Source organism: Pseudoduganella sp. UC29_71 (assembly GCF_042693265.1).
GTDB lineage: Bacteria > Pseudomonadota > Gammaproteobacteria > Burkholderiales > Burkholderiaceae_D > Rugamonas.
In genome coordinates, this window is sequence record NZ_CP170549.1 from 6,291,146 (window position 1) to 6,308,797 (window position 17,652).

Genomic DNA, 17,652 nt, shown 5'->3' on the forward strand with positions numbered 1-17,652 from the left:
GTTACGCGGCCTCGGTCGCCGCCGGCAGCGCCAGCGTGCGCAGGCAGATCTCCTCGAACACCCGCGCCGCCTTTTCGTGCCCGAAGCGCTCCTCCACCAGCTGGCGCGCGCGCCGCGCCAGGCCGTCGCGCAGGGCGCCGTCTGCCAGCAGCTGCAGGACCGCGTCCGCCATCGCGGCCGGCTCGTCGCGTTCCAGGTAATGCACATCCTTGTCGGCGTCCAGGCCCTCGATGCCGATCGCGGTCGATACCACCGGACAGCCCATCGCCATGGCCTCGAAGGCCTTGATGCGTGTGCCGCCGCCCACCAGCAGCGGAATCACGAAGGCATGCGCCTTGTGCACATAGGTGCGAACGTCATCGACAAAGCCGGTGAACTCCACGTTGGACGTGGTGCGCGCCAGCGCCTGCAGCGAAGCGGGCGGATTGCGTCCCACGATGACGAAGCGCGCCTCGGGCCGCGCCGCCAGCACCCTGGGCCACACCTGGCCCAGGAAGAACTGGATGCCGTCGATATTGGCGGCCCAGTCCATCGACCCGGTAAACACCACGGTGGGCGGGGTGGCCGCGTCCACGGCCGGCGGGTCCTGGTAGGAGAAGAAGTCCAGGTCGACGCCGGTCGGAATCGCGTACGACTCCGCCACCTGGTAGGCGTCTTTGAAGAAGCGCGCATCGCGCTCGGAGACGGCGATCACGCTGTCGAAACTGCGCAGCGCGTCCGCTTCGAATTGCGCCATCTTGGCATGCTGCGAACCCCACAGCCAGCGCTTGTGCGGACCGCGCGCCTGCTTGGCGTGGCGCGCGAAAATCTCCGCTTCCACGTTGTGCGTGAAACAGGTGCTGCGCGCGCGCAAGCTGGCCGGGCGCAGCACGGCAGAGTGCACGAAATCGAATACCATCAGGTCGATGTCGGGCCGCTGCGCCAGCAGGCGCACGGCGTCCATGCCGGGCCGCGTCCTGTCGTTGGCCACGTTGACGGGCAGGCTGCCCAGCAGGTCGAAGGCGCGCCGCCACATCGGGCGCTGCGGCGCCGGCTGCCATGGCACGAACTCGTCGCACACGCCGCCGATTTCCTTGCTCCAGCGGCGCGCCTGTTCCGGCGTGGCCGCGCTCAGCAGCGTCACGTGGAAGGCGCCGCCCTTCAGGCCGCGCAGGATGTTGGTGCTGCGGATCTTGCCGCCCGCGTCGTTCGGGAACAGGAACACGGGCGAGACGAACACCAGCTTGGGCTTGGCTCCGTTCACCAGCAGATGCCCTCGTAGTGCGCGCCCGCCGCGCTGCGCAGATCGGCGTAGCCGGACAGGTCGATGATGCGGCGTCCCTCGGCATGGGCGATGATGGCCTGGCGCGCCTCGGCGTCGGCGTGGCCGATGACGATCACTTCCGCGTCCTTCAGCGCGGCTTCCGGCGTTTCATGCAGCAGCTTGTCCAGGTGCGGGATTTCCTGCTCGATGAATTCCTTGTTTTTGCCCAGCAGGCGGCTGATCTTCACGAAGCGGTCGAAGATGGCCAGCTCGAAGCCCTTGCCCAGCATGCGCTCGGCCAGCACCACCAGCGGCGAGTCGCGCATGTCGTCGGTGCCCGGCTTGAAGGCCAGGCCGAACAGCGCCACCTTCTTGCGGCCGTTTTTGGCGATCATGTCGTAGGCGCGCTTGATGTGCGCCTCGTTGCTGTCCAATAGCGCGGACAGGGTCGGAATCGGCACTTCCAGGTCGCGCGCCATGGTCAGGAAGCCTTTGACTTCCTTGGGCAGGCAGGAGCCGCCGAAGGCGAAGCCGGGGCGCAGGTAGGCCGGCGAGATGTTCAGCTGCGTGTCCTGGCAGAAGATCTTCATCACTTCGCGGCCGTCCAGGTTGCAGGCCTTGAGCACGGAACCGGCTTCGTTGGCGAACACGATCTTCATCGCGTGGAACACGTTGCACAGGTATTTCACCGACTCGGCGATCTGCGTGGTGGTGCGCTCGAACTTGCCCGGCAAACCTTTGTACATCGCTTCCATGGCTTCGTAGCCCGCTTCGCCCAGGCTGCCCACCACGGTCTGCGGCGGATTGTGGAAATCCTTCACGGAACTGCCTTCGCGCAGGAACTCGGGATTGAACACCAGCGACAGGCCGTCGCCGATCTGGCGGCCCGACGCTTCCAGCAGGATGGGCAGGATGCGCTCTTCGGTGGTGCCCGGCGGCACGGTGCTGCGCAGTACGATAACGTGCGCGCCCTGCTTCTTGCGCAGGGTGGCGCCGATTGAGCGCACCACCGCGTCCACCGCCGTCAGGTTGGGCGAGTAGTTGGGATTGGACGGCGTGGCCACCGAGATCAGCGACACGTCCGAGTTGAGCACCGCGTCCTCCACGTCGTGCGTGGCGCGTAGCTTGCCCTCGGCCACGGCCTTGGCGATGAGCTCGTTGATGCCTTCTTCCACCACCGGCGACTGGCCATTGTTGATCATCTTCACCTTGAGCGGATTGGTGTCCACACCAATGACCTCATGGCCAAGTTCGGGCAGGCAGCCGCATGACACGGCGCCCACGTAACCCAGTCCGAAAACAGAAATTTTCACGGCAATCCTTTCAGTTGTTGGCGGCGCGCCACGGCAGATACCAGTCGCGGAAACGGGACAGCCCGGTCTCCAGCGCCGTGGTCGGCGCGAAGCCGACCCAGTCGCGCAGCTTGTCGATGGCGGCGTAAGTGGCCGGCACGTCGCCCGGCTGCATCGGCAGGAAGTTCATTTTCGCTTGCACGCCCAGCACGCGCTCCAGCGTCTGGATGAACTCCAGCACGCGCACCGGCTGGTGGTTGCCGATGTTGAAGACGCTGTGCGGGACCTTGCCGTCGGCGACGGGCTGCGGCTTGTGCAGCAGGCGCACCACGCCTTCGACGATGTCGTCGATGTAGGTGAAGTCGCGGCTCAGCTTACCCTCGGCGAACACCGGGATGGCTTCGCCGCGCATCATCTTCTCGGCAAAGCTGAAATAAGCCATGTCCGGCCGGCCCCACGGTCCGTAGACGGTGAAAAAGCGCAGGCCGGTGGCGGGCAGGGCGAACAGGTGGCTGTAGGAGTGCGCCATCAGCTCGTTGGCCTTCTTGGTGGCGGCATACATCGATACCGGGCCGTCGCAGCGGTCTTCCTCGCTGAAGGGCAGGCTGGCGTTGGCGCCGTACACGCTGCTGCTGCTGGCGTACAGCAGGTGCTGCACCTTGTGGTGGCGGCACGCTTCGAGCATGTGGCCGAAGGCCACCAGGTTGGACTGCACGTAGGCGGCCGGGTCGTCCAGCGAGTAGCGCACGCCGGCCTGCGCGGCCAGGTGCACCACCAGCGCCGGCTGCTCGCGTTCGAACAGCGCCTGCACCTGCGCGCCGTCGGCCAGTTCCACGCTGTGGCACGCGATGCCGGCCGGGGCCAGCAAGGCATGCACGCGGCCGGTCTTCAGGCGCGGGTCGTAGTAATCGTTGAAATTGTCGCAGCCCACCACGCTGTGGCCCATGGCCGCCAGGCGCGCGGCGACGGCGCTGCCGACAAAGCCGGCGGCGCCGGTGACCAGCACTTTCAGGTGCGCCCCTGGCATCGCGTTCGCGCTCATGCGTTCGGCGCGTGGTTGATGCGTCCTATGCCTTCATAGGACAGGCCGGCAGCGGTGACCGCTTCCAGGTCGTAGATGTTGCGGCCGTCGAATACCGCCTTGGCGCGCAGATTGGCGGCCAGGTAGCGGAAGTCGGGCGAGCCGAATTCCTTCCACTCGGTCACCAGCACCAGCGCGTCCGCATCGAAGGCCGCTTCCTTGGCCGAGGAAGCCAGGAACAGCAGGTCGGCGCAGCGCGCCTGGCCGTGTTCGGCCAGCAGCAGGCGCTCGGCCTCCTTGCTTGCCACCGGATCGTAGGCGCGCACCTTGCAGCCGGCCGCGAACAGCGCGCGGATCAGCACCAGGCTGGGCGCCTCGCGCATGTCGTCGGTGTTCGGCTTGAAGGCCAGGCCCCACAGCGCGATGGTCTTGCCGTGCAGCGCGCCGGCGCTGCCGAAATGGCGCACCAGCTTATCGAACAGCACATTCTTCTGGCGCTCGTTGACGTCCTCGGTGGCCTGCAGGATGCGCAGCGGCTGGTCGAAATCGGCACCGGTGCGGATCAGGGCCTTCACGTCCTTCGGGAAGCAGGAGCCGCCGTAGCCCATGCCCGCATACAGGAACTGCGGGCCGATGCGCGGGTCCTTGCCCATGCCCAGGCGCACCGCCTCGATGTCGGCGCCCAGCAGCTCGGCCAGGTTGGCCAGCTCGTTCATGAAGCTGATGCGGGTGGCCAGCATGGCGTTGGCGGCGTACTTGGTCAGCTCGGCACTGCGCACGTCCATCTCGATGAATTTCTCGTGCTGGCGGCTGAACGGCGCGTACAGCTGGCGCATCAGTTTCATCGCCGACGGGCTGTCGCTGCCGACGATGATGCGGTCCGGGCGCATGAAGTCGTCCAGCGCCGCGCCTTCCTTCAGGAATTCGGGATTGCTCACCACGTCGAAGCGCACCTCGGCGCCGCGCTTGGCCAGTTCCCCGGCGATGGCGGCGCGCACCTTGTCGCCGGTGCCGACCGGTACGGTGGACTTGTCCACCACCACCACCGGCCTGGTGATGCGCTGGCCGATGCTGCGCGCGGCGGCCAGGATGTATTGCAGGTCGGCGCTGCCGTCTTCGTCGGGCGGGGTGCCCACGGCGAGGAAGATCACGTCCGCGTGCGCCACCGCCTCGTCGTAGCTGGTGGTAAACAGCAGGCGCTCGGCGGCGGCGTTGCGCGCCACCAGCGCGTCCAGGCCGGGTTCATGGATGGGAATGCCGCCGCTGTTGAGAAGCGCGATCTTGCGCTCGTCCACATCCAGGCACAAGACGGTGTTGCCGACGTCGGCGAAGCAGGCTCCGGTCACGAGACCGACGTAGCCTGAACCTATCACAGAAATATTCATTTATTCGTGCCTGTAGACTGAATGCCGGGGGAGGCGGGAGGCGAATTGCGCTTGGCCGTCCAAGCGTAGCTCTTGCGTAATTGTACTTTCAATTTTATTATCAGTAAACGTGCCGCCGTGCGGCGTTGCGCCCACCGCTCCCTACCTCCAAACATGAAGCTACTTACCTTCAGTACCTTATTTCCCAACGAGCAACACGCAGGTCATGGCATCTTCGTCGAAACGCGGCTGCGCTATCTGTTGGCCAGCGGCAAAGCCGAGTCGCGCGTGGTCGCGCCCGTCCCCTGGTTCCCTTCAAGCAACCCGCGCTTTGGCGAGTATGCCAGCTATGCCAAAGTGCCGCGCCACGAGGTGCGGCACGGCATACAGGTGAGCCATCCGCGCTATGTCAGCCTGCCCAAGATCGGCATGCGGGTGGCGCCGCTGCTGCTGGCGCGCGCGGCCAAGCGCGAGATCGGCCGCATGCTGGACGAAGGCTACCATTTCGACCTGATCGATGCGCACTATTTCTATCCCGACGGGGTGGCGGCTGTGATGCTCGGCAAGTACTTCAACAAGCCCGTGGTCATCACCGCGCGCGGCACGGACATTAATTTGATACCACAATATTCATTGCCTCGACGCATGATTCTGTGGGCTGCGCGCAACGCCCAGGGCATGATCACCGTGTGCCAGGCGCTTAAAGATGAAATGGTGCAACTCGGGGTGGACCCGGACCGGGTGACGCCGCTGCGCAACGGCGTGGATTTGCAGCGCTTCGCACCGTTGCCGGAACGCGACGCCGTGCGCGGCGAACTGGGCCTGAACCGCTACACCTTGCTGTCGGTGGGCTACCTGATCGAGCGCAAGGGACATGAACTGATCATCGCCGCGCTGCCCGCGCTGCCGGACGCGGAACTGCTGATCGCCGGCAGCGGCCCGGACCGCGCCAGGCTGGAAGCGCTGGCGCTGCAGCTGGGCGTGTCGGACCGGGTGCGCTTCCTCGGCCCGGTGGCGCAGCCCGAACTGAAGCGCTATTACAACGCGGCCGACGCCATGGTGCTGGCCTCCAGCCGCGAAGGCTGGGCCAATGTGCTGCTGGAGGCCATGGCCTGCGGCACCCCGGTGGTGGCCAGCAATGTGTGGGGCACGCCGGAAGTGGTGGCCGCGCCGGCCGCCGGCGTGCTGATGCGCGAGCGCACGCCGCTGGGCGTGGCGGACGCGGTGAAGGCCCTGCGCGCCGCGCCGCCCGAGCGCAGCGCCACGCGCCGCTACGCCGAGCTGTTCAGCTGGGACGCCACCACAGAAGGCCAGCTGCGGCTGTTCGGCGATATCCTGCAGGGGCGCAGCACGCCGCTCTGGCAGCCGAGCGGAGTGCGCCCGTGAGCGCCGATGCGGCCACCGGCGCCGCGGCGGCCGCGGCGGACGACCCGCGCCCGCTGGTGCTGCACGTGATCCACCACCTGGTCATGGGCGGGCTGGAGAACGGCCTGGTCAACCTGATCAACACCATGCCGGCCGAGCGCTACCGCCACGCCATCCTGTGCGTGGAGAACTACAACGATTTCCGCCTGCGCATCCGGCGCCAGGACGTGGAAGTGTATGCGCTGCACCGCTCGCGCATCGGCATCTGGCGCATGCGGCTGGCCATGTGGCGCCTGTGCCGCCGCCTCAAGCCGGCCATCGTCCACTCGCGCAATATGTCGGGGCTGGATGTGCTGCTGCCGGCGCGCCTGGCCGGGGTGCGCGCTTGCGTGCACGGCGAGCATGGCTGGGACGTGGGCGACCTGGACGGCAGCCAGTGGAAGCCTGCGCTGCTGCGCCGCCTGCACGCGCCGCTGATCGACCGCTACATCACCGTGTCGCAGGACCTGGCGCGCTACCTGGCGCGCCGCGTGGGCGTGGCGCAGCCGCGCATCAAACAGGTCTACAACGGCGTGGACACCGCGCGCTTCGTGCCGCGCGCGCCCGGCGCGCCCCGGCCCGCCTTGCCGGACGGCTTAGACGCGCCGGACCGGATCGTGATCGGCACCGTGGGCCGGCTGCAGCCGGTGAAGGACCAGGCCACGCTGCTGCGCGCCTTCGCGCGCCTGCGCGACACGCAGCCGGCATTGTGGCCGCGCCTGCGCCTGGCCATCGTCGGCGGCGGCCCGCTGGAACAGGCGCTGCATGAGCTGGTGGCCGAGCTGGGCGTGCAGCAGCAAGTCTGGCTGTCGGGCGCGCGCGACGACGTGCCCGCCATCCTGGCCAGCTTCGACGTGTTCGTGCTGCCCTCGCTGTCCGAAGGCATCTCCAACACCATCCTGGAAGCCATGGCCTGCGGCCTGCCGGTGCTGGCCACCGGCGTGGGCGGCAACCTGGAGCTGGTGCGCGACGGCGCCTGCGGACGCTGTTTCCAGCCGGGCGATGTAGACGGCCTGGCCGCGCTGCTGGCCGCCTACGGCGGCGATGCCGCCTTGCGCGGCACGCACGGCGCGGCGGCGCGCAAGATAGCAGTGGAGGAATTCAGCATGGCGGCCATGGTCAACAACTACATGGCGGTGTACGACAGCGCCGGGCGGCGCGCATGAGCGCTGTGCACGACAACGCCGCAGTAGCGGCCGCGCCCGCTGACGCCGCGCGCAGCACCGCCTGGCTTATCCACCTGTTGCTGGCGGCGCTGGTCGGCCTGCTGTTCCTGGGCGCCCACGCGGACGGTTCCTACTGGTGGAGCGACGCGCCGCGCCACGCGCTGAACGGGGTGTTCGTCAAGGACCTGATCGTGGCCGCGCCATGGTCCGACCCGTCGCGCTACGCCTACGACTACTACGCGCAATATCCGGCGCTCACGATCCTGTTCTACCCGCCGCTGTTCTACGCCGTCAGCGCCCCGTTCTACGCGCTGTTCGGCGTGTCGGAAAGCACGGCGCTGCTGGTGGTGGCGCTGCACTACGTGGCCTTCGCCTGGGGCGCGTCGGCGCTGTTCCGCTGCTGGCTGCCGGCCTGGCCGGCCGCCGCCGCCGCCGCCATGCTGTGCCTGCTGCCCGAGATCGCCTTCTGGGGCCGCCAGGTGATGCTCGAAGTGCCCAGCCTGGCCTTCTTCATCTGGAGCGCCGTGCTGTTTACGCGCTACCGCCATGCGGCCAGCGCGCGCCCGCTGCTGCTGTACGGCGCCGCCGCGCTGCTGCTGCTGGCCATGTATACCAAGCTCACCGCCGGCTTCCTGGCGCTGGCCTTTGGCGGCACGCTGCTGTACGAGCGCCGCGCCGCCGCGCTGAAGGACCGCCACGTCTGGCTGGCTGCGCTGCTGGCGTGCATCGGCCTGATCCCGCTGCTGGTGTTGACGGTGAAGTTCGGCCAGGCCAACATCCAGTCCGCGTACCGCATCAACGACTCGCTGGTGTCGCGCCGCTCGCTGGACGGCTGGCTGTGGTATCTGCGCCAGTTCCCTGGCCAGCTGGGCTGGGCCATGCTGGCGGCGGGCGCCGCCGGGATGATGGCGGCCGCCTGGTCCGCCGTCGCCGCCGTGCGCGGGCGCCGCCCGGCCGCGTCCGCGCTCAGCCGCGGCGACGCCGTGTTCTGGCTGCTGTGGATGATGGCGGGCTACCTGTTCTTCTCCGCCATCGACCTGAAGGAAGCGCGCCACAGCGTCTACATCCTGCCGCCGCTGGTGCTGGCGGCCGCCTTGCTGCTGATGCGTATACGCCAGCCGCGCTGGCGCGGCGCGGCACTGGCCGCGCTAACGGCGGCGGTGGGGCTGCAGACCGTGCTGCTGCGGCCGGTGGCCTACGTCGGCGGCTACGCCGAGGCCGCGCGCCTGGTGGCCGAGCAGGCGCCCAAGGACAGCAGCGTGCTGTTCTCCGGCTACCGCGACGGTTCCTTTGTCTTCAACATGCGCACCCACGAGGAGCGGCGCGACCTGACCGTGGTGCGGGCCGACAAGATGCTGCTGAACGTGGCCGTGCGGCGCGAGCTGGGCGTGAAGGAACATGAGCTCAGCGAGAAGGACATCCTGGCGCAGATCGACGGCTTGAACGTCAGCTACCTGGTGGTGCAGCCCGGCTTCTGGAACGACCTGGCAGTGATGCAGCGCTTCGAGCGCGTGCTGGCCGCCGGCCAGTTCGAGGAAGTGGCGCGCATCGCCACGCCCAACAATGTCCGCGCCTACGAAAAGGAACTGGTCATCTACCGCAACAAGGCACCGTCCGGCCGCCGCGCCGGTCCGCGCAAGCTGGACCTGCCCATCATCAACCGTTCGATTGACGCCGGCAGTTGACATATCCCGTCTTTGCTTGCTGGCCGAAGCTGGGCGGCGCGTGCCCCGCTGAACTCCGTGTAATATAGCGGAGTAATTCACCGGGGAAACTTTTATGCGCCTGACCTTCCTGCTGGCGGCCTTGCTGGCCGCCGCCCACGCCGCCGCCGCGCCGGCGCCCGCCGCCGATCCGCGCCTGGACGGGCTCAAGCAAGTCGAACGCAGCGCCTGCATACGCCACGGCAACACCGGCCCGGGCGCGCCCAAAAACCTGAAGCTGGTGCCCAAGTATTGCGACTGCGTGGCCAAGTCCTATTGGGACCATATTCCGAAAGCCGAAGTGGACGAAGTGATGAACAGCGGCCAGTCCGCCGCCACGGACCAGCACAAGGACGAGCGCATGGCGGCCGCGCGCGCCGCCTGCCAGGTGCAATGAAGGTCAGCCTGACGGTCCAGGGCTGGGATTTCGACGCCGACGGCAGCAGCACCGTGCTGATGGCAGCGCAGCGGGCCGGCATCCGCCTGCCCAGCTCCTGCCGCAACGGCACCTGCCGCACCTGCATCTGCCACATGGGCGGCGGCAGCGTGCGCTACCTGGTTGAGTGGCCCGGCCTGAGCGCGGACGAAAAGCGCGAAGGCTACATCCTGCCCTGCGTGGCCGTGCCGCAGTCCGACCTGCAACTGGCCGTGCCTGCCGCGCGGCGGATCGCCCCCCTAGCCGCCGTCCTTGCCGTCGCTGCCGGCCTCGCCGCGGCGCAGCCTGCTCAGCAACGCATCCGCGCTGTCGCTGAGCGGCAGGCCGTGCTGGCGCAGCATCTGGATGTGCAGCACCAGGTTCTCCAGCACCAGCTTGGCCGCCACCGCCATCAGGGTCAGGCGACGGTCCTCCTCGCTGAACGATTCCATGGCGTCCGCCATTTCCACCAGGTGGCTGGCCACCAGGCCGCGCAAATCCTGCTCCTCGAAGGGCAGGTCGGCGAAATCGATCGGGTCTTCCTGTTCCACTTCCAGCATCAGCGTTTCCAGTTCTTCACGCGTGATCGACATCGGTCGCTCCTGTGGTTGCCCTAAGCGCATTTTAGACCTAAGCTGATCCGATCCGCGCTAGAATTTCCGCTCCAGGAGCGTCGCCTTGGCACACATTATTTTTACCCAACAACTCGCGCGATTCTTGCCCGTGCCCCGGCTCGAGGTGCAGGCGGCCGACCTGCGCGCCGCGCTCGATGCTGCCTTCGCCGGCAACGCCCGCCTGCGCGGCTATGTGCTGGACGACCAGAACCGGCTGCGCGAAAACGTGGTCGTCTTCATCGACGGCCAGCGCTGCCGCGACCGCGCGCTGCTGAACGACGCGCTGCGCCCCGATTCCCAGATCTACATCTTGCAAGCACTTTCAGGAGGCTGACATGGCAGACCGCGCGTATCTCGCAACCCGCAAGGGCTTGTTCGAACTGGCCGCAAAAAACGGCGAGTGGGCACTGGACGGCCACCACTTCCTTGGCGAGCCGGTCAGCCAGGTGCTGGCGGACGAACGCGACGGCACGCTGTACGCGGCGCTCAACCTGGGCCACTTCGGCACCAAGCTGCACCGGCGCGACGCCGGCAGCGCCGAGTGGACCGAAGTGGGCGTGCCGGTCTATCCGCCCAAGCCGGAAGGCAGCGAGGACAAGACCGACTGGACATTGCGCCAGATCTGGTGCCTGGAAGCGGGCGGCAAGGACGAGCCGGGCGTGCTGTGGGCGGGCACCCTGCCGGGCGGCCTGTTCAAGTCCAGCGACCGCGGCGCCAGCTGGCAGCTGGTGGAAGCCTTGTGGAATCTGCCCGAGCGCCCGCAGTGGATGGGCGGCGGCTACGACGTGGCCGGCATCCACAGCATCTGCGTGGACCCGCGCGACAGCCGCAGCATCCTCGTCGGCGTGTCGGTGGGCGGCGCCTGGCTCACCACGGACGGCGGCGCCAGCTGGCGCCTGCGCACCAGCGGCATGGTGGCCGGCTACATGCCGCCCGAGATGGCCGAAGACGGCGTGGCCCAGGACCCGCACCGCATCGTGCGCTGCGAAGGCGAGCCGGACAAGCTCTGGTGCCAGCACCACAGCGGCATCTGGCGCAGCGTGGACAACGGCGCGCGCTGGACCGAAGTGAAGGATGTGTCGCCGTCCACCTTCGGCTTCGCGGTGGCGGTGCATCCGCGCGACGGCGACACGGCGTGGTTCGCGCCCGGCGTGGCCGACCAGCAGCGCATCCCCGTGGACGCGGCCATGGCCACCACCCGCACCACGGACGGCGGCGCCAGCTTCATGGCGCAGCGCAACGGCCTGCCGCAGGAACACTGCTACGACCTGGTGTACCGCCACGGCCTGGCGGTGGCCGAAGACGGCAAGACCCTGCTGATGGCGTCCACCACCGGCGGCGTGTGGCTGTCGGCCAACGGCGGCGACTACTGGCAAACCATCTCCAGCAATATGCCGCCGGTGTACGCGGTGCGCTTCGCCTAGCGCGCTGCGCTAGCTGGCGTAGTAGGCCAGGAACATATCCACCGCCGTCGCGATGACGGCCGCTTCGGCGGCCGGCTCCAGCACCGGCTGGCCCATGGTCACCTGCGGCCAGAACGCGAAGGCCTTCAGCTGGCCCTGCAGCATGTGCGACGCGAGCGCCGGGTCCAGCGGCTTGAGCTTGCCGTCCGCCTGCGCCGCGCGCAGCCAGGCCGCCACGCCTTCCTCCTTGTCGGCCAGCCTGGCCACCATTTCCTGCGCCCGCTCCGGATGGTGGATGCCCTCGGCGATGGCGACCCGCGCCAGGTCCAGGAAATAGCCGTCGCGCAGCAGCGCCATCTTCGCCCCCACCAGCTCCAGCAGTTGCGCGCGCAGCGGCACGTCCGCGCGGTAGCGGAACGCCTGCAGCGCCGCGCTGCTGTCCCACAGCTGCTGCAGGATGTGGGCGAACAGCTCGTCCTTGCTCGGGAAATGGTTGTACACGGTGCGCTTGGACACGCCCGCGGTGGCGGCGATCTTGTCCATGCTGGTGGCGTCGAAGCCGTTGGCGCGGAATTCGGCCACGGCGGCATCGACGATGGCCTGGCGCTTACGGTCGGTGAGGCGGGAAGTATCCATGCAAGTATTTTACACCGGGTAGTTTACTTTCTCAAAAAATGAAACTACACTGTGCAGTATACTTTTCACTTCGGAGCCGCCGCCATGGCTGACTGCACCCTCACCGCGCAACAACCCGACCACGCCTCGCCGCAATACCGGGGCGGCAAATTCCGCAACCCGGTGCGCATGCACAAGACCGGCTTCCTGGGCGCGCTGCGCATCGTGTACCGCATGTTGTTCGACAAGCCGCGCGACACGGCGCCGTCCAAGCCGGTGCCGGTGCGCGCCATCATGCGCCAGCAACTGCTGGTGGCGCCCAACAACAGCGTGTTCCGCTTGGGCCACTCGACGATATTGCTCAAGCTGGACGGCCAGTTCTGGCTCACCGACCCGGTATTTTCCGAGCGCGCCTCGCCGTTCCAGTGGCTCGGTCCGCGCCGCTTCCACCAGCCGCCGATCAGCATCGCCGACCTGCCGCCGATCAAGGGCGTAATCCTGTCGCACGACCACTACGACCACCTGGACCACGCCGCCGTGCTGGCGCTGGCCGCCAAGACCGAGCATTTCCTCGCCCCGCTGGGCGTGGGCGACACCCTGGTCAAATGGGGCGTGCCGGCAGCGAAGGTGCAGCAACTGGATTGGTGGCAATCGACCGCCGTGGACGGCGTGCGCCTGACCGCCACGCCGGCGCAGCACTTCTCCGGGCGCGGCCTGGCGGACGGCAACCAGACGCTGTGGGCCTCCTGGGTCATCCAGGCCGGCGGCCAGCGCATCTTCTTCAGCGGCGACACCGGCTACTTCAAAGGCTTCAAGGAAATCGGCGACAAATACGGCCCCTTCGACCTGACGATGGTGGAGACCGGCGCCTACGACCCGCAATGGCCGGACATCCACATGCAGCCAGAAGAAACCATGCAAGCCCACATCGACCTGCGCGGCAAGCTGCTGATGCCCATCCACAACGGCACGTTCGACCTCGCCCTGCACGCCTGGAACGAACCGTTCGACCGCATCAGCGCCCTGGCCGACGCGCGCGGCCAAACCCTGGCCACTCCCGAAATCGGCCAGCAGCTCAACCTGCGCCACATCCCCGCCACCGGCAAATGGTGGCAGCAACTCCTCTGACCCCAGCCCCAGCCAAGCTGAGCCGCATTCGGGGTCAGACCCCGAATGCGGCTCAGCTTGCTTATAGGAGATTGATTTTTTCAGACGACGACGTTGATGAGGCGGCCGACGGTCTGGCCCTGGGCGTTGAGCTGGGGCGCGCGGGGCAGGGCTTCGAGCTCGGCGGGGATGGGTTTGGCGATGGCTTTGTCCAGCTGCACCGGGGCGGGCGTGACGGCGGTCGCGCTTTCGGCCTGGCGGCTTTCTTTCTGGCGGGTGCTCGAGCTGTTCCTGGTCCTTGGCCAGCTGCACACGGCTGTCCTGCAGCCGGCTGGCGTCCTGGTCCACGCGCGTCTGGTCCTGCTGGACCTTGCGTTCAGCAATGGCAACCGCATTGCGTAGCGTATCGACGGACGTGACTGTCACCACGGTGCACCCCTGGGAGCGGACTTATCTCAAGCGTAGGCGAAAATTGGCGAGGCTGCAACATAAAAAAGGGCAAGGCCGGAGGGGATCGGCCTTGCCCAAGACTACAGGGAGTTTCTGTTAAACCAGGATCAGAAGCGGTACAGCAGCGAGCCTTCCACCGCGCGGCCGAACAACGGACGTGCATTGATCGGGCCGCTGTTGCCGCTGGTGAGGCGGGAATTGCCTTCGGTCAGGCCCAGCTCGTTGTTGACGTTGGTGGCCGCCACGCGGATCTCGATCTTCTCGCCCAGCGAGAACAGCGCGCCCAGGTCCACCGTCTTGTAGGACGGCAGGTATTGCAGGTTGGCCTGGTCCGCCCAGCGGTCGCCGATCTTGGTGAAGGTGCCGTACAGCTTGACCGAATTGTCGTCGCCCAGCGGGATCTTGTAGGTCGGCGTGAAGCGGAACTGCAGCTTGGGCTGGCGCTGCACGGTCTTGCCCTCGGTGGCCGGATTGTCCTTGTATTCGGACTTCTGGTAGTCGCCCGTCAGGGTCAGCGTCAGGTTGCGCACCGGGCGTACCGACACTTCCCACTCCAGGCCGTTGCCCTTGGAGCCACTGGTGGAGTTCAAAATGCTGCCGTTGGACAGGATTTGCTGGAAGGCAATGCCGTCGAATTCGGTGTGGAAGGCGTTGATGTAGGCGCTGTACAGCTCGCCCACCGTCTTGAAGCCGATTTCCAGCTGCTTGATCTTGGGCGTCGGCAGGAAGCCGCGGTCGTCCACGTTCTTCTGGCTGCCGGCGTTGCGCAGGTCGTCGAAGGAGATGAAGGTGTGGCCGGTGTTGGCGCGCGCGAACACGCTGGCGTCCTTGCTCAGCTTGTAGTTGCCGCCGATGGTGAAGGAGCTGGCCGTGTCCTTGCGGCTGAGCGCGGTGTACGAGCCGGACGGCATCGAGGTGCCGTTGTTGTACACGGTGAGCGGGTTGTTGTCGGTGTCGCCGGACATCAGGTTGGAAATGGTGCCGTCGATCTTCTGCCGCTCTCGGCGCGCGCCCGCGTCCACCTTGATGCGGTCGTTCACCTTCCATTCGTTGCTGATGTAGAAGGCGGTATTGCTGCCGTCATAGGACGCGTTCGGCGCATAGAACACATTGCCGTCGGTGCCGTTGTTGGACACCACCACGCCGTTGTTGAGCTTGACGTTGATCAGGCTGGCATTCGGCACGGCGGTCATCAAATGGCTGTTGCCCAGGTACCAGACGTCGTCCGACGAGTAGTTGGCGAAGTAGGCGCCGACGGTGACGGTGTTGCCGGTCATCCATTCGCGGCTGATGCGCAGTTCGTCCGTGAACGATTTCAGCTTTTTCTCCACCGCCCACAGGCCGGCCTGCACCACTTGCGTGCTGTCCGAGACGGCGCCGCCGCCGTTGGCGAAGGTGGCCGTGGCCGAGGTGGCCGGCTTGCCCGCCGCCGCCAGGGTGGCCGCGCTGCCGTTGGCCGAGGCGATGGCGGCGGCGTTGTAGGCGCCCATGGTCAGCGGGTTGTTGCCGGTAAACATGGCGATGGTGTTCATGTCCGCGTCGAAGCGGTTGAACTTGTTGGACACGGTCCAGCCGTTGAAGGTCTGGTCGAACTCGGCGCCGAACACATTGCCCTTCAGGCCGCGCCCGTCGCCCAGGTCGTAGGTCAGCGTCTTGCCGGGTGCCGCTTCGATGGTGAAGCGGCGCATTTCGCCGCTCATCAGGGTGCCCTTGAGCGGGTCGAAGCCGGGGAAGGCGCTGATGCTGCGGCCTTCGTTGGCCGAAATCAGCGGCACGCCGGTGTAGAAGGCGTTCTTGTCGCTGGTGCTGCGGGTATACAGGGTCAGCTCGCCCTGGTCCAGCTTGCGGGTCAGGGTGGCGGTGATCTGGTGGCCGTCGTCGGCCGGGAAGCCGGCGTCGCGCACGCCGTGCGCGGTGCGGTAGAAGCCGCCGATGCTGCCGTACCAGCCGTCGCTGATCTTGCCGCCGTAGTACAGGTCCACGCGGCGCAGCTCGCCGGTGCCGGCGGTGAAGCGTATCGTGCCTTCCGGCGTGTCGCTACCCTTTTTCAGGATGAAGTTCATGGTCGCGCCCGGCTGGCCGCTGGAGAAGATGGTGCTCGGGCCGCCGCGCAGCACTTCCACGCGCTCGATGGTGTCGTCCAGGCGGAAGGCGGACGAGCCCTCGAAGAAGGACAGCGTGGGTACCGGATAGATCGGGTTGCCCTGCATCTGCACCGAGACGAACGGCGAATCGGAGCCGGACGGGAAGCCGCGCACCTCGATATTGGCGCCGGACTGGCCGCCGGTGGCTTCGGCGTACACGCCAGGCACCAGCTTCATCACGTCGGCGGTGCTGCTGGGCGAAGCCTGTTTCAGCTGTTCTTCATTGGCGGTGGTGATGGAAAAGGCGGAATCGAGCTTGCGCACGCCGCGCGAGGCGGCCACGCCGGTCACCACCACTTGCTGCAGTTCGGCGGCCACGGAATCCTTGGCCGGGGCGGGCTGGGCGGCCGGCGCTGCCGGGGCGGCGGCTTCCTGCGCCTGGGCCGCATTCATCAGGGTCAGGACGGCCAGCGTCACTGACGACAACAGGAATTTGTTCGAGCTGTTCATATGCTTCTCTTTCTTATCGAGGTAATCGTGCAGTCTCCTGGACATGATGACACTGTCCACACGCTTCGCAGAGGTCATTGCCGCGAAAGTGTAGCCATTAAATCCACAAATGATATCGATGTCAATCAAAATGTTATCGATGTCATTTTTCTGTTGCGCCGGAAAAAAATCTGTCATAATGCGTGCAAGTACTGACGAAAAGACAAATGCATGCCTGCACCTAAGACTGGAATCCGCAACAGCGACGCGGGCTTGACCATGGAAGACCTGGCCAAGCTGGCCGGTGTCTCGAAGATCACGGTGTCGCGCGCCTTGCGCGACAGCCCGCTGGTGACGCCGGAAACGCGCGAAAAAGTGCGCCAGATCGCCAGCGAGCAGGGCTACCGGCTGAACGTGAGCGCGCGCAACCTGCGCATGCGGCGCAGCTATTCGGTGGCGGTGGTGGTGGAAATGACGCCCGTGAAGGGGCGGCCGATGTCGGACCCGTATCCGCTGGAGCTGCTGGGCGGCATCACGCAGGAATTGACGACGGCCGGCTACAGCGTGGTGCTGACCTCCAAGCAGCTGCTGGACACGGCCCCGGTGCAGGGCGCGGACGGCATGATCTTGCTGGGCCAGGGCTCGCACGGCGAGGCGGTGCACGCGCTGCAGCGCACCGGCCTGCCGCTGGTGGTGTGGGGCGCGCCCGAGCCGGGCGGCGACTATGTCGTGGTGGGCTCGGACAACCGCGCCGGCGGTGTCAGCGCCGCGCAACGCTTTATCGACCAGGGCCGCCGCAAGCTGGTGTTCCTGGGCGACGTGGATCACGCCGAGGTGCAGGAGCGCTGCGCCGGCTTTATCGACGCCATGGGCGGGCAGGGCACGGTGCACATCATCCGGCCGAAGGCGTTCACCTTCGAGGCGGGTTTCGACTGCATCTCGGCGCTGCTGAAGAAGAAGGGGCCGGTGTTCGACGGCGTGTTTGCCGCCAGCGATTCGCTGGCCATGGGCGCCATCCGCGCGCTGGCGGAGAAGAATATGCGGGTGCCGGAGTCGGTCTCCGTGATCGGGTACGACGACACGCCGAGCGCGGCCAGTTTCGTGCCGCCGCTGACCAGCGTGCACCAGTACCTGCGCGACGGCGGCGTGCTGCTGGCGAAGAAGATGCTGGGCCTGATCGAGGGCCAGCCGGTGCAGTCCGAAATGCTGCCGACCATGCTGATGGTGCGCCACACCTGACGCCCGTTGCAATGCAATGCCATGCCAGCCTGCGGGCTGGTTT

The 17,652-nt window shown here is 67.1% G+C and carries 16 protein-coding genes and 1 pseudogene; 9 read left to right on the top strand and 8 right to left on the bottom strand.

All coding sequences use genetic code 11. The annotated features are described in order from the left end of the window. Window position 1 precedes the first annotated feature (1 nt). From ACFJI2_RS28120 to ACFJI2_RS28135, 4 genes are read right to left on the bottom strand one after another with little or no spacing between them, the layout of a single operon-like run. Window positions 2-1,243, bottom strand: a complete 1,242-nt coding sequence (locus ACFJI2_RS28120; RefSeq protein ID WP_377702809.1) for a glycosyltransferase family 4 protein — start codon at window positions 1,241-1,243, stop codon at window positions 2-4. Next, window positions 1,240-2,556: a nucleotide sugar dehydrogenase gene (locus ACFJI2_RS28125; RefSeq protein WP_377702810.1), complete on the bottom strand. Its 1,317-nt coding sequence runs from the start codon at window positions 2,554-2,556 to the stop codon at window positions 1,240-1,242. Before ACFJI2_RS28125 ends, ACFJI2_RS28120 begins: the two co-directional genes overlap by 4 nt. Before the next feature lie 10 nt (window positions 2,557-2,566). Continuing rightward, entirely contained in the window at window positions 2,567-3,577 is a 1,011-nt protein-coding gene (locus ACFJI2_RS28130) for an NAD-dependent epimerase/dehydratase family protein (protein WP_377702811.1), read from the bottom strand. Further along, entirely contained in the window at window positions 3,574-4,941 is a 1,368-nt protein-coding gene (locus tag ACFJI2_RS28135) for a UDP-glucose dehydrogenase family protein (protein WP_377702812.1), read from the bottom strand. The genes ACFJI2_RS28130 and ACFJI2_RS28135 overlap by 4 nt, the downstream gene beginning before the upstream one ends. 153 nt (window positions 4,942-5,094) lie before the next feature. Between ACFJI2_RS28135 and ACFJI2_RS28140 the strand changes: the two genes are divergently transcribed. The 5 genes and pseudogenes from ACFJI2_RS28140 to ACFJI2_RS28160 form a co-directional block, all read left to right on the top strand. Further along, window positions 5,095-6,306 carry a glycosyltransferase family 4 protein gene (locus ACFJI2_RS28140; RefSeq protein WP_377702813.1) on the top strand — a complete coding sequence of 404 codons (1,212 nt, stop codon included), beginning with the start codon at window positions 5,095-5,097 and terminating at the stop codon, window positions 6,304-6,306. Next, window positions 6,303-7,490, top strand: a complete 1,188-nt coding sequence (locus tag ACFJI2_RS28145; protein ID WP_377702814.1) for a TIGR03088 family PEP-CTERM/XrtA system glycosyltransferase — start codon at window positions 6,303-6,305, stop codon at window positions 7,488-7,490. Before ACFJI2_RS28140 ends, ACFJI2_RS28145 begins: the two co-directional genes overlap by 4 nt. Then, window positions 7,487-9,175, top strand: a complete 1,689-nt coding sequence (locus ACFJI2_RS28150) for a glycosyltransferase family 39 protein (protein WP_377702815.1) — start codon at window positions 7,487-7,489, stop codon at window positions 9,173-9,175. The genes ACFJI2_RS28145 and ACFJI2_RS28150 overlap by 4 nt, the downstream gene beginning before the upstream one ends. Before the next feature lie 94 nt (window positions 9,176-9,269). After that, window positions 9,270-9,590 carry a hypothetical protein gene (locus ACFJI2_RS28155; RefSeq protein ID WP_377702816.1) on the top strand — a complete coding sequence of 107 codons (321 nt, stop codon included), beginning with the start codon at window positions 9,270-9,272 and terminating at the stop codon, window positions 9,588-9,590. Further along, a pseudogene (locus tag ACFJI2_RS28160) lies at window positions 9,587-9,868 on the top strand (2Fe-2S iron-sulfur cluster-binding protein); the annotation flags it as partial. The gene ACFJI2_RS28155 and the pseudogene ACFJI2_RS28160, both read left to right, overlap by 4 nt. On the opposite strand, the gene ACFJI2_RS28165 reads toward ACFJI2_RS28160, so the two are convergent. Then, window positions 9,869-10,201 carry a hypothetical protein gene (locus ACFJI2_RS28165; protein ID WP_377702817.1) on the bottom strand — a complete coding sequence of 111 codons (333 nt, stop codon included), beginning with the start codon at window positions 10,199-10,201 and terminating at the stop codon, window positions 9,869-9,871. Window positions 10,202-10,286: 85 nt separating this feature from the next. On the opposite strand from ACFJI2_RS28165, the gene ACFJI2_RS28170 reads away from it, so the two are divergent. Both ACFJI2_RS28170 and ACFJI2_RS28175 read left to right on the top strand, forming a co-directional pair. Next, window positions 10,287-10,556 (top strand): MoaD/ThiS family protein, encoded by a 270-nt coding sequence (locus ACFJI2_RS28170; protein ID WP_107869802.1) that lies wholly within the window; start codon window positions 10,287-10,289, stop codon window positions 10,554-10,556. 1 nt (window position 10,557) lies between these two features. After that, window positions 10,558-11,646: a WD40/YVTN/BNR-like repeat-containing protein gene (locus ACFJI2_RS28175; protein ID WP_377702818.1), complete on the top strand. Its 1,089-nt coding sequence runs from the start codon at window positions 10,558-10,560 to the stop codon at window positions 11,644-11,646. A 9-nt stretch (window positions 11,647-11,655) separates the two neighbouring features. On the opposite strand, the gene ACFJI2_RS28180 is transcribed toward ACFJI2_RS28175, so the two are convergent. Continuing rightward, the gene (locus ACFJI2_RS28180; RefSeq protein ID WP_107869804.1) at window positions 11,656-12,261 is read right to left on the bottom strand and encodes a TetR/AcrR family transcriptional regulator; all 606 of its coding nucleotides are present in this window, start codon (window positions 12,259-12,261) and stop codon (window positions 11,656-11,658) included. 84 nt (window positions 12,262-12,345) lie between these two features. Here ACFJI2_RS28180 and ACFJI2_RS28185 point away from each other — a divergent pair, with 84 nt between their 5' ends. Continuing rightward, window positions 12,346-13,368: an MBL fold metallo-hydrolase gene (locus ACFJI2_RS28185; protein ID WP_377702819.1), complete on the top strand. Its 1,023-nt coding sequence runs from the start codon at window positions 12,346-12,348 to the stop codon at window positions 13,366-13,368. Between the two features lie 80 nt (window positions 13,369-13,448). Here ACFJI2_RS28185 and ACFJI2_RS28190 read toward each other — a convergent pair whose 3' ends face one another. Both ACFJI2_RS28190 and ACFJI2_RS28195 read right to left on the bottom strand, forming a co-directional pair. Next, a complete protein-coding gene (locus ACFJI2_RS28190; protein ID WP_377702820.1) occupies window positions 13,449-13,661 on the bottom strand; it encodes a hypothetical protein in 213 nt (70 codons plus the stop codon). Between the two features lie 243 nt (window positions 13,662-13,904). Then, entirely contained in the window at window positions 13,905-16,391 is a 2,487-nt protein-coding gene (locus ACFJI2_RS28195; RefSeq protein ID WP_377702821.1) for a TonB-dependent receptor, read from the bottom strand. 210 nt (window positions 16,392-16,601) lie between these two features. On the opposite strand from ACFJI2_RS28195, the gene ACFJI2_RS28200 reads away from it, so the two are divergent. After that, window positions 16,602-17,609: a LacI family DNA-binding transcriptional regulator gene (locus tag ACFJI2_RS28200; RefSeq protein WP_377702822.1), complete on the top strand. Its 1,008-nt coding sequence runs from the start codon at window positions 16,602-16,604 to the stop codon at window positions 17,607-17,609. Window positions 17,610-17,652: the final 43 nt, after the last annotated feature.